Genomic DNA, 12,510 nt, shown 5'->3' with positions numbered 1-12,510 from the left:
GAATTGTTGGTCATGCGCCTGCCTGCCTTTCCATGCCGGGCTTAAGGATCACCTTTGTCCATGTGTCCTGTTCTTCGCGGAAGCACTTGTAGCCGCGCGCCGCGTCTTCGAGCGGCAACCGATGCGAAATCAGGAATGTCGTATCGAGCGTTCCGTCCTCGATCTTTTCGAGCAGATCCTTGGTATAGCGCTGGACGTGGGTCTGTCCGCTGCGAACCTGGAGTCCCTTCTCCATCAGCGCACCAAGCGGGAATTTGTCGGTCATCCCACCATAGACGCCGGGGATCGACACCCGGCCGCCCGGACGCACTGCCAGAATGGCCTGCTTCAAGGCGCTCGCACGATCGGCGCCAATGCCGACCTTCTGTTTGGCGATGTCGATCATGTTATCGATCGCGAAGCCATGCGCTTCCATGCCGACAGCGTCGATCACCGCGTCGCAGCCTATTCCTCCCGACATTTCCATCAGGGCTTCGCGCACGTCGGTCGTGCGGAAATCGATGACTTCTGCGCCCAATTGCTTCGCCAGCTCGAGCCGGTGAGGGTAATGATCTATCGCGATCACCTTGCTTGCCCCCATCACGATCGCAGACTGTATCGCGAATAGGCCGACCGGGCCGCAGCCCCATACAGCCACGGTGTCGTCGTGCTGGATCTCGGCATTTTCTGCCCCCATCCAGCCAGTTGGGAGGATGTCGGAAAGGAACAGGACCTTCTCGTCTTCAAGATGATCGGGTATCACGATCGGCCCGACATCGGAGAATGGCACGCGGACATATTCCGCCTGTCCACCCGAATAGCCGCCGGTCAGATGCGAATAGCCGAACAGCGCGGCCATCGGGTGGCCGTACAGTGTGGCGGACATGTCCTGCTTTTCGGCCGGGTTCGAGTTCTCGCACGCGGAGTATTGCTTGATCTGGCAGTGGAAACAGCCGCCGCAGCTGATCGTGAAGGGAACGACCACGCGCTGGCCCTTCTTGAGCGTGCTGTCCTTGCCAGTTTCCACGACCTCACCCATGAATTCGTGGCCGAGCACATCGCCCGGCGCCACGCCGGGGATGACGCCATCATACAGGTGCAGGTCCGACCCGCAGATCGCGGTCGAGGTGATTTTGAGGATCGCGTCACGCGGATTGACGATTTCTGGATCGGGCACGCTGTCCACGCGGACGTCGTGCGTTCCGTGCCATGTGAGTGCGCGCATTATGCGTTCTCCTGCTGTTTTGCTTTGCGCGTTTCGTTTTTGCGATACGCGGACGTGGCAATCTCGCCGGTTTCCATCAACATCTTGAAACGCTTGAGGTCGTGCCGGGCCTGGACTTCGGGTTCGCGCAGGAAGGCCTTGGCGATTCCACGTCCGATGGCGCCGCCCGGTGCACTATATTCTATCCGTAGGGAGACGCGGGTGCCGCGATCGCCAGGTGCCTCGATGAAGGTCACCTCACCGGTGGTCTCGATATCCGAACCCTCGACCGATGCCCAAGCAATCCGTTCGTTCTCGACAGCGTCGGTGATCTCGGTCTTCAGATCCACCATCGTCCCGGCGGGCGCTTTGATTGTCCAGGTGGCGCGGTCCTTCGCACCACCCTCCTTCGTGATCTGCTCGACGTTCTCCATGAACTCGGGCAAATTTCCGAAGTCCCGCCAGTAGGCATACAGCTCGGCGGCGGGCCTGCGGATAGTGACCGTGCGACCCACCAGCGCGTGTTCGCCGTGGTTCTTACGGCGGGCCATTTTCGGCGCATTGTCGCTGCCGCCCTCATGCCGACGGGACAGGAAAGCCCCGAAGGCGACAGCGCCTAGCGCAACGCCCGCCGCGGCGACACTTCCCGCAATCCCGATTTCTCGATTGTTTTTCATGTTGGTGTCCTTTCCGCTCAGTCCTGCTTTACGCTTTCGCGGTCCCAGAAACGCAGTTCGCCGCACGTCTCGATGAAGTCGCTTGCCGCGTCCTTCCCGGACGAGACATCTACGAAGCCGTCGTCCATCCAGTTCCACACACCCGCCGTCTCGAAGAGCGGTTTCACTGCCGGTACGTAGGCGACGAACTTCGCATGGGCGAAAGCGTCGTTGACGAAGTCGATGCTTGGCTTGTCGGTGTTGTAGCGCGTAGCCGATGCTTCGCTCATGACCACGGCCACAGCGTCGTAGACCACCGAGGGACCGCCATCGATCTTCTGGTCGGCTTCCATCATTCTGCCGTCGGACAGCTTGGCACCGGCCACGTGCGGTGCGACGATTTCGACCATGCCACCAGCGCCAGTCGCGGCGTCTTTCAATGCCTTCACGACATCCGCGTCTGCGCCATCGGCAATATAGATGCCCAGCTTGCGGCCCTTGAAATTACCGGGGCCATTCTTGAGAATCGAAAGCGCGGGACTTTCTGTCAGATCTGTGATCGGGTCGCGCGCCGCCGGTACCTTTCCAGGCAATTCTGGAAGACCGATGCCGTTGGCAACCTCTTGCGCGAGGCCTTCGTCGATATGCCGCAGATGGCCTACCATCCGCTTGCGAATGCTCATTCGGCCGACCTTCGAAAGCTCGAAGGTCAGCGCATTCGCCATATGAGTCTGTTCGACCGGAGTTTGACTGACATAGAACTGGCGTGCCTGACTGTAGTGATCGGCGAAGGTTTCGCTGCGCACGCGCAGCTTGGGGCCTTCGACCGGAGCTTCATAGCTCTGGTAACCCTTCATCGGGCAGGCGCGTGGGCCGCGCTCCTCCCCGGCACCATCGCCATCGCCCCAGCTATTGGGCTCGTAATTCACGCGGCCCTTGGGATTGGCCATCGCCATGTGGCCGTCCTGCTGGAAGTGGCGCACCGGGCACTTGGGCGCGTTGATCGGCAGGTGGGTGAAGTTGGGGCCGCCGAGCCGCTTCAGCTGCGTGTCGAGATAGCTGAAATTGCGGCCCTGCAGCAGCGGATCGTCCGAATGGTCGATCCCCGGCACGAGGTTCTGCGTACAGAATGCAACCTGCTCGGTCTCGGCGAAGAAATTGTCGACATTCGCGTCGAGCGTCAGTGTCCCAATGATTTCGACCGGCACGTCTTCCTCGGGAATGATCTTTGTCGCGTCGAGCACGTCGAACTCGAACCTCTCGGCAAATTTCTCGTCAAACACCTGGATGCCCAGCTCCCACTGGGGAAAGTCGCCCGCATCGATCGCATCCCACATGTCGCGACGATGAAAATCGGGGTCCATCCCGTTGACCTTGAGCGCCTCGTTCCAGACTACCGACTGAAGACCCAGCTTCGGCTTCCAGTGGAACTTGACGAAGTGGCTCTCACCCTTCTTGTTGACCAGCCGGAAGGTATGGACTCCGAAGCCTTCCATGAACCGGAACGAGCGCGGGATCGTGCGGTCGGACATGATCCACATGACCATGTTCATCGATTCCGGACTGAGGCTGATGAAATCCCAGAAATTGTCATGCGCAGTCTGCGCTTGCGGGAAGCCGCGATCGGGCGCGGGCTTGGCAGCGTGGATCAGGTCGGGGAAATTGATCGCGTCCTGAATGAAGAACACCGGGATGTTGTTGCCAACCAGATCCCAATTGCCTTCCTGAGTGTAGAACTTGGTTGCGAATCCCCGTACGTCGCGCGCCAGATCGGGTGAGCCCTTATTGCCTGCCACGGTCGAGAAACGCGTGAAGGTCGGCGTCTTGACGCCCTCTTCGTTGAAGATGGCTGCGCGAGAATATTGCGGTATGGCTTTTGTCAGTTCGAAGTGTCCGTGGACGCCGTAGCCGCGCGCATGCACGACGCGTTCTGGAATGCGCTCGTGATCGAAGTGAAAGATTTTCTCTCGCGCAATGTGATCTTCCAGAAGTTGGGGACCACGCTCACCAGCAGTGAGCCAGTTTTGATCATCAGCGATTGGATGACCTTGGGCCGTAGTCATCACATCAGCTTCGGTCTGTGGTTTCTGATGGTTTGCACCACCATCAGAAAGTTCGAATTCATTTGCCATGGTCCCTACCTTTCACCGTCACTCTCAATCCGAGTACTGGTGAAGCCAATCGACGATCCGTCACCCAACAAAGGTTAAGCCTATTTATGAAGCATCCTTCCATCGCACTGTAGGCAAAGCTGCGATCTTTATAGCAACTGGTTAAATGCTAGTGGTAATACCTAGCGCTCGGCACTTACCCTAAACTTGAGCACGATTTGCGCCCGTTTCTTGACGGGTACAAAACGACATAAAAAAGGTTAGTTAGCGGCCAATCCCGCTAGGAATCAGGGCGTTCACGCGCAATCAGACCTGCCATTGGTGGGAGAGATGATAGTCATGTGCCCGGAACTTTATTCAGAGTGCACCTTGCGCACTGAATTAAGCGCTGAAGTCCTGAGCGCGTTAGAAGAAGCCACGAGTGACGTTGTAACGATAGAGGCTGGGAACGACCTGGTCACGTCTGGCGAGGCAGTGTCGCATATCCATTACCTCCTGCATGGAACTGTCTTGCGTTACAGAGAGGATAAAAAAGGGCATCGACAAGCGGTTGGCATCGGGCTGCATGGCGAGTTTCTCGATGTCGATAGCTTCCAGCTACGAGTGCCGAATTACAGCATGCGTTCGCTGGACAAGGCAGAGATTGCCAAAATCCCTTTTGATGGTCTCGATGCGCTTCTTTGCCGCTTTCCCGATATGGTTCACATCCTTTGGACCTCCACGGCGAGCGAGAGTATAGCACTTCAATATTGGATTTTCCGCATAGGCCGGCTGCGGGGCGAAGGGCGCATTGCGCATTTGATATGTGAATTGGCCGAGCGCCTCAGGCAGTATGGACGGTTTGAAAGCGGTGAGCTTAACCTGCCCCTGCGGCAGTGCGACTACGCAGAAGCGTGCGGCATGACGCCCATTCACGCCAATCGATGCTTTGCCTCACTTCGCGAGCGCGGCTTCGTCGATGTAAAGCGGGCTCGAACCATTCACGTTCTCGCCGAATCAGAGCTACGCAAACTTGCCATGTTTAACTCATTCCCGGTTAATAGTGGGGGGAACCCATCGGGCATTGTCGATTGACTTCGACCGGATAGACAAAATAGATGTGTTCACACCCAATACTGCCCGCGCAAGAGAGCGATCTCGCAGCGAAGTCGCAGAGACAAAATGGATCACATTGAGATAGGGAGGAATTGTAATAAATAGTCCCATTAAACGGTATGAAAATTCACATTGAACACAGACCATATGGGCAACTTTTATTAACCTTGCCGATGTTGCGCGTGTGCAGGTTAACTGTAAAAAGTGCCATCTGGCTTTTAAGGGACTCGAACTTACCGCTTTTAAGTGTCGATTTTTCGGCTTAAAATTCTCGAGAGGAACAAGCAATGCATCAATATTGCCTAATAACGAGAGATGCGGGTGGCGATCAGGTTTCTGAAATCGAATTCGAGTGCCTCTCCATAGCTGGTGCTCTTGATCAAGCTAAGGCCAGGTTGCGTGGGAGCAAGGCCGAGCTTTACGAGGATGGGCGGCCGGTTTGCTCAATGGAATTGGTGGCCCATACAGGGGCTTGGCTTATTGGCAGTCCTTAGATTTATACGAATTTTTCCAATCTCTGAATGAGTTGTCGTGCAATACGACCCGCAACTACCATGCTGCATCCCGGCAAACTGATCTGCGACTTTCTGGCCCACTGGTATAGTCCGCGTTGGTTTTTCCTGCGTCAAAACCGGACAGTCTCTTGGCGGCCAAAATTTTGCCAGACTGCAAAGCGACTGAATTACACTCGTTTAATCTGTTCCTCAGGTGACCGGAATGCTTTCGTAGGTGAGGGTATAGTTCAGCGTCATCGGAAAGTGGCATTGACGGCTATGTGAAGGTTGACCAGTATTCCTTTTTAGCAAGTTCTCGGGAGGATACGATGGCGGTTTGGATCGCGCTCGGAGTGGTTTTCATCGGCGCCTTTGCAGCGATTTTGGCTGCATCGATAGCGCGTCGCCCAAAGGCGCATGACAAACAAAACAAGGAATAAATTGCACCTCTTTTCCTCTCTTCACGTATCGTACTGCTGAGATAAACATTTCGAAGCGCGACGAAGAGCGATGCGATTTCTGCAAAGGGTTTCTACTCGCTCTGATCGGCGATGAGCTCTGTTCGCCTGCTAACCCTACTCTATCGTGCCTAGAGAAGATAAACGAGAACATAGCGGCAAACGAGCGCGATCATCACAGCCTGGCTCCAACGAGGCGCACGAACTGTCATCGCCCCTAGCATAAGCCCTACCAGAACCACGGTTAGTGCTGCCGAGAGCGGATTGAACAAATGTGCTGCCAAAGATGGGATCGTGGAATACCAGCCAAGCTGGCAAAGAAGGAGCGCGAGCAGAATGCCGATAACTATTCTCCTCACTCGGAAGAAATGTGCATCGAAGTCTACATCTGTGTCTGCATTGCGAGGAAACACCAGATGTGCGGCGAAATAGTAAGAACTGGCGAATGCGGTGACCGCCATAAGCGTTTTGCCCGACACACCGACAGTTTCGCGTACCACCCAAGCGGCTTGCCAAAAAGATAGCAGGTCCAGAATGACAAATGCCCCCAGAAGGGGCGTGAGCAAGCCGATCCGCGCAGGCGACGAGGGGCGCCGTCGATTTTCGATGGCGCGGGCAAGACCGCCGAGGACTTCTGCTAATGACAATCCCAGCAAGAGACCGAACAGCGCAAAGATAAACTCGAAATCCGACATCGGCGCCCCTCCACTACGCTGCCGGTAATATCGCCTAGCCCTAGATGAGCAATGCCGGTGACCTGACCTCTTCGAGAAAAAATTAAACTAATCATGGGCCGAGCGATAGCCATGGAAATGCCGCTAGATGGTTTGAAATAGGTGCAAGCCACCAGTCATGTCTCTAGCAGATTCGATAGTAATCGTGGGCTTTCCATACAAAATTAAATACCCCGCTGCGGGGACGTTGTTGCGAACTAAGCTTCGCCCAGTGAGGTTGGAATGTTCCTAATACGCCGATTGTCAGCATTAACTACATATCGATTAAAAAATCGATCCGGGTGTGGCTCAAGTACGTCCATTCTTTCAAGCTGCTCTCAATGTCGCCTTTTAATTGGAGCCAAGTTTCAGACGTCACCGATCTTTAGCGGACTTCTATTGCCCACGTAGAGGGGGGGGGGCGCGAAGCCCATCAACGTTGCCGGTGCTGGCGCGGCTGCGCGCTGCTGCGCTCACCCCGCCAGCTTTCTAGGCCCTCAAAATCATAAGGAACGATGTAAATGAACAATCATTCATTATTCGGTCGATAACCCGATCCTGAAACTCTTCACCATCATCTTGCGACCCGTGACGGTGCGCCCCGTCGCTTCAGTTTCCCCTGAGCGATGGGGCCCCTTTTTTATCACGCGCCCGTTTTTAAAATTCATGTCGGCGTTGTGCTGAAATCTCGCGTGTAAACTCTGTCTTTCAGTAGCTAATTGCCCACTTACTGAGTTCAGTCTCTCGAAACGCCAATGTCCAACCAATAAGTGCCGTCAGGCGGCGGTTGTGCCAAATCCTTTAACGGGAACTCGAAATTTCTCTTCGATTTCCGGGCTGATATGTCGTGAGACATGGAGAAGATCTTCTTCACTTAATTCTTGGTAAGTGGATATTCTGAAAGGCTTCTTGCCGTGCCCTTTGTACGAGCTCACTGGCTTCATTGCATCTCTTGTACGGGTCTGCGAAGCGCAAGCAATGCGCAAAAGAACGCCTCGGGGATCGGCGACTAGCTCGGCATGATTGATAAGTAAGTGACCGCGCGCACGTGACGCAGTGCTAACCCAGTTTTGCAACTTTGCGGTCCGCATGGCGATCGGATTGCAAAATGGGGCGCGGGCTTCAGGACACATTTCCTGTGTTATCGGACGACCAAAATTCGGGTGCTGACTATCCATTCCCCAAAAATCCTCATCCCAGACTGTACGCCATTCTGAGCGGATGAATTCGCTGAAGTCCATTGCCTTGAGGTCCGGATGAGCATGCCACGGTGTTGCATGAAGGCTCCGCAGCCAATGATCGGGGCGTCGCGCGATAACGATCACGAAAACGTCGTCGGGAATCTCGATTTGGGCAGGCACGAGCCAGTGTTTGAATCCGTAGTCCTCGGTGAAGTGGAGATCCTCGAGGTTCTGTTCGAGTAATTTGATCAGGGCATTGGTCCCACTGCAGCGCTGCCCGTAAACCTGAAAACGCCTAAAACAATGCCTCGACAATCTGAATCTCCGTAGTTTCGAGGCGCCATAACTCCTGACCGGTCGAAGTTCCGCTTGATCGATGTTGTATCATCGCAACGAATTGGCTGGTGCACCGTTCGATCGGTTGGTCATCTTGCAGGAGCTGCAGACCGTGCCGCATCTGGAAGATAGATCGATTTCAACATCTGGGTCCCCGGCGAAAAGTTGAGCGGGCCGATCATTACTGGTGACCCGGACGCTGTCCGGCACCTAGCGAAGACGGAAGAAACAGTTGTACAAGCCAGATGACAGGCAGAACGATAGCGATATCGACGGCTTGGGTTCCAGGGTTCTACGAGTGCTGCAAGCGATAGGCGAGCAGACAATACTATACCTCGCCAACGACGAGACCGAGGCAGAAAGTCTTGCTCTAGTACTTGACGCAATGCTTCCAGAGGCGCCGGTCGTCTATCTCCCCGCAAGTGATGCGCTGCCAGGTGACGACGCGCCAGCTTCTCCTGCAAATGTCGGGCGGCGTGTCACCGCGCTGCGCCAGTTGCGAGCGCTCTCGTCTGGAAAGAATGGTTCCGCTGCGATAGTCATAAGCAGCGGGGAGGCGGCTGCGCGTCGCTACGCGCGACCGACGGCTTTCGATGCTGCTCCCCCAATGATCCGCCCCGGCGACGCCATCGATCCGGAAGCTTTTCTCGCAGCTTCACTCGCCAGCGGTTATTTCGCTGATGACCGTATCGATGAGCCAGGGGAAATCGCCGTGCGCGGCGAGGTAATCGACCTGTACCCTGCCGATGCAGGCGGGCCTGTGCGAATTGATATTGCAGACGGACGTATAGCCGCAATTCACCACTTCGATCCGGTCACGCAAAGGCGTGAAGCCTCCTGCGATGCACTTGAGATCGGGCGCGCAGCAGAGCCCGAAAACGCATCTGATGCGACCCTGCTCGACCACCTTTCTCCCGGAACAGTATTGTTTTCCCCGCAAGCTGAAAAGCGGCGCAAGCGGTTTATCCGGCTCGCCGAGAGGGCAGCGAAAGAAATGGCGGCCGATGTCGACGCTGTTTCAAACAAGCGCTGGACTGCTTCGCTCGCGCATTGGAGAACCGAAAGCGATCTGCTTGATGAGGCAGAGATCACGATCGAAGCCGTACCGCGCTTCGCGGAAAGTAGATCTACTTCCCGCGCAGTAAAGCGCTTCATTGCCGCCGAACAGAACGAGGGGCGCTGCGTCGCCTTGATCGGCAGCGGACGAGACATCCGTTTCCTGCGAACCCGGTTGCAGGCCGTATTTTCCGACGACAAGGAGATCGCCGACATACGCGAGTTGGAAAAGCTGGATGTCAGAAAAGTCGCAACGCTTGTCGCGCCGCTAGATCGCGGGGCGCGGGACAAACGGATTACGCTCATAGCGGCAGCGGACATACTTGGTACACGCGCGCTTATCGGGCAGGGTTCGCAACTCGCAAAGCCAGCGGGGTTCGGGGGCGCAGAGATACGCATCGGCGATCTTGTCATTCATGAAAACTATGGCTTCGGCAAAGCTCTGGGCCTCGAAGCTGCGCCGGACGGCGTTGGGGAGCTAATCGTTCTGGAATATGCTGATGACGGCAGGCGCATGGTGCCCGTGCGAGACGCCGGACTGCTATGGCGCTACGGCGGCGAGAGCGATAGCGTTAAGCTCGACAAACTGGAAGGCGCAAGCTGGAACAAGCGCCGCTCGGCGATAGACGAGGCTATCGCGCAAACTGCAGCCTCGCTGATGACCCTGGCTGAGGAAAGATCAAAGTTGGAAGCTCCCGTAATGGAGCCCGATGGTGCTGCCTACGAGCGTTTTGTCTCCGGATTCCCATACAATGAAACCACCGATCAGGCACGTGCAATTGCCGAAGTGCGCGGCGATCTTGCTGCCGGCAAGCCCATGGAGCGATTGATCATCGGAGATGTAGGATATGGCAAGACCGAGGTGGCATTGCGCGCCGCGGCAATTGCTGCGCTATCGGGTCATCAGGTTATCATCGCCGCTCCGACTACAGTGCTCGCGCGCCAACATCTCGAAGAGTTTACCCGCCGTTTCGCTGAAACCGGTGTGCAGGTTGCTGGCTTGTCCCGGCTTTCCACTACTGCCGAGAAAAAGCATGTCCATGCTGGGTTGGCCAATGGTTCGATCGGCGTGGTTGTCGGGACCGCGGCGGTGGTGGGCAAGGCAATTTCCTATGCAAAGCTTGGTCTTGTCGTCATCGACGAGGAGCAGCGCTTTGGTACAGCGGACAAGGCGAAGCTGCGCGGTCATACGGGGGTGCACTTGCTGGTGATGAGCGCCACGCCAATACCGCGAACGCTGCACCGTGCCATGATCGGATTGCAGTCGGTCTCAATCTTAGCGACACCGCCAGCTCGTCGACAGCCCATCCGCACTACAGTTTGCGGCGTAGACGATACGACCATGCGCGTTGCGATGCGGCGCGAGAAGGCGCGCCGGGGACAGAGCTTCGTCGTTGTACCCCGCATTGCGGATCTCCCTCACATGAGGGCCATGCTCGAACGGCTGGTACCTGAACTCACTCTTGTCGAAGCACATGGAAAGATGCCGGCCGCCGAACTTGACGAGGCGATGATCCGTTTTGCAGGCGGGGAAGGCGACATCCTGCTTGCGACTAACATCATCGAGACCGGGCTCGACGTACCGCGGGCGAACACTATGATCATCTGGCACTCGGACCGCTTTGGCCTGTCTCAACTGCATCAACTGCGCGGCCGCGTGGGTCGCGGGCGGCGTAGAGGCCAAGTCATTCTCATGGCAGAGGGGGACGAGATAGGTAAGGCGACCGAGAAACGCTTGCGTACGCTTGCAACGTTTGACCAGCTTGGCTCCGGTTTCGCAATCGCCGGTGCTGATCTTGATCAGCGCGGCGGCGGCGATGTTCTGAGCGATGCCCAGTCTGGGCACATGAAGCTGATCGGAGTCGATCTTTACCAGCATCTGCTCGAAGGCGCGCTTCGCCGCGCGCGGGGCGAAGCGCAACGTGAGTGGCAACCCGATATTCGCACTGGGGAGCCCGGTGGATTCCCGGCCGAATGGATCCCGGAGGCGGAAATACGCCTTAATCTCTACGTCCGTCTGGCGCGGCTGCAGGATCGCTTGGAACTTGAAGCGTTCGAAGCCGAACTGATGGATCGATTTGGGCCGCTACCCGAACTTGCCGCAGCGCTCCTCGATCGCGCTCGCCTGACAATGCTGGCTATCGAGACCAATATCCGCAGCGTTCACGCCGGCCCGGCTGCGATAGCTCTCACCAACGTCGAAGGCGAGGCAGCTTCGTTCGAAGCTCTTGGGCTTGTTCGAAGTGATGAACGCTGGCTCGCCAAGGATGGTGCTCCATTCGGCAATCCGACCACTGCGGCCGTTACGACCCTGGAGGCTCTCGCTGAAATGCGTTGAACGTTTCCGTTTCGCGCGTTTGGTGATGTAGGAGTTCGATGTGAGGGCTCCTTAGGCAGCCGCACTGCCCTTTCGATCAACCCTCGGTGTCGATCACCGGTCTCCTTTCGATCCCCCTGCGCCCCGCGTCTGTCTGTCAGCACTGCAAAAATCAAAGGACTGAGCGCTTTGCCAACGGCAGGCGATCAGCTGGAAATCTTCTTCCGGCGACCGCGAAGCTGCCCGGGCTTGCGACCTAGACCGATCTTCACTGCCAGTTCGCGGCGCTTCTCTGCATAGGCTGGAGCTACCATCGGGTAATCGCTGGGCAGCCCCCAGCGTGCGCGGTATTCTTCGGGCGTTATGTTGTGATCTGTCATGAGATGCCGCTTGAGCATTTTCATCTTCTTGCCGTCTTCGAGGCAGACAATGTGGTCGTGCTTAACTGAAGCGCGCACCGTCACAGCCGGGTCGGGGCGTTCTTCTTCCGCCGAAGCGTTATCGCCTAAACAAGATAGGGCTTTATGAACATTGGTGATGAGCGAAGGCACGTCTTCGACCTTAACGTCATTATTGCTCACATGCGCCGCAACGATGTCGGACGTCAGAGTAATGAGTAACTGCGTCGTATCGTGTTCAATCTGATCCATAAAGTATCGGCCCTGTGTTCATCGCTTGAGAACCCGCCGCTACCAACTGCTAAGAGTTAGGTCCATTCTGGATCTAGATTCTATCGAGAAAGTATTTCTCACAAAATCCCCGCCATTGGAGTTTTCGCTCGTTAAATTTTCTTACCGAGAGGCGGCCGGGACTAGGATGTGAGCGGTCAAGCCCCCGCAAGGGTTTCGCGAAAACTTCAAAGAGCCATTGAACCTGGTCAGCAATATATGTGCTGTGGGAATCCCGAGGC

At 56.4% G+C, this 12,510-nt stretch carries 8 protein-coding genes; 2 read left to right on the top strand and 6 right to left on the bottom strand.

Annotation, left to right across the window (positions count from 1 at the left end; genetic code table 11):
* Positions 1-10 precede the first annotated feature (10 nt).
* The 3 genes from ACIGGE_RS17660 to ACIGGE_RS17650 are packed head-to-tail and all read right to left on the bottom strand — an operon-like array spanning position 11 to position 3,971.
* Positions 11-1,204 (bottom strand): zinc-dependent alcohol dehydrogenase, encoded by a 1,194-nt coding sequence (locus tag ACIGGE_RS17660; protein WP_397491319.1) that lies wholly within the window; start codon positions 1,202-1,204, stop codon positions 11-13.
* Positions 1,204-1,860 carry an SRPBCC family protein gene (locus ACIGGE_RS17655; protein ID WP_397491318.1) on the bottom strand — a complete coding sequence of 219 codons (657 nt, stop codon included), beginning with the start codon at positions 1,858-1,860 and terminating at the stop codon, positions 1,204-1,206. The genes ACIGGE_RS17660 and ACIGGE_RS17655 overlap by 1 nt, the downstream gene beginning before the upstream one ends.
* A gap of 17 nt (positions 1,861-1,877) precedes the next feature.
* Positions 1,878-3,971 (bottom strand): catalase, encoded by a 2,094-nt coding sequence (locus ACIGGE_RS17650; RefSeq protein WP_397491317.1) that lies wholly within the window; start codon positions 3,969-3,971, stop codon positions 1,878-1,880.
* Between the two features lie 348 nt (positions 3,972-4,319).
* Here ACIGGE_RS17650 and ACIGGE_RS17645 point away from each other — a divergent pair, with 348 nt between their 5' ends.
* A complete protein-coding gene (locus ACIGGE_RS17645) occupies positions 4,320-5,024 on the top strand; it encodes a Crp/Fnr family transcriptional regulator (RefSeq protein WP_397491316.1) in 705 nt (234 codons plus the stop codon).
* Positions 5,025-6,128: 1,104 nt separating this feature from the next.
* On the opposite strand, the gene ACIGGE_RS17640 is transcribed toward ACIGGE_RS17645, so the two are convergent.
* A complete protein-coding gene (locus ACIGGE_RS17640; protein WP_397491315.1) occupies positions 6,129-6,692 on the bottom strand; it encodes a hypothetical protein in 564 nt (187 codons plus the stop codon).
* A 794-nt stretch (positions 6,693-7,486) separates the two neighbouring features.
* On the bottom strand, positions 7,487-8,206 hold the full coding sequence (locus ACIGGE_RS17635) for a hypothetical protein (protein WP_397491314.1): 720 nt from the start codon (positions 8,204-8,206) through the stop codon (positions 7,487-7,489).
* Between the two features lie 253 nt (positions 8,207-8,459).
* On the opposite strand from ACIGGE_RS17635, the gene ACIGGE_RS17630 reads away from it, so the two are divergent.
* Positions 8,460-11,621: a helicase-related protein gene (locus tag ACIGGE_RS17630; RefSeq protein ID WP_397491313.1), complete on the top strand. Its 3,162-nt coding sequence runs from the start codon at positions 8,460-8,462 to the stop codon at positions 11,619-11,621.
* 185 nt (positions 11,622-11,806) lie between these two features.
* Here the strand turns inward: ACIGGE_RS17630 and ACIGGE_RS17625 are convergent, their stop codons facing one another.
* Positions 11,807-12,250, bottom strand: coding sequence for a MucR family transcriptional regulator (locus ACIGGE_RS17625; protein ID WP_397491312.1), 444 nt, complete (start codon positions 12,248-12,250; stop codon positions 11,807-11,809).
* Between the last annotated feature and the right edge of the window lie 260 nt (positions 12,251-12,510).

The sequence above is a fragment of the Qipengyuania sp. NPDC077410 genome, from assembly GCF_044543405.1.
In the GTDB taxonomy this organism is placed as follows: Bacteria; Pseudomonadota; Alphaproteobacteria; order Sphingomonadales; family Sphingomonadaceae; genus Qipengyuania; species Qipengyuania pacifica.
Note: the sequence above shows the minus strand (reverse complement) of the source record. Positions and strands in the feature narration are given on the sequence as shown.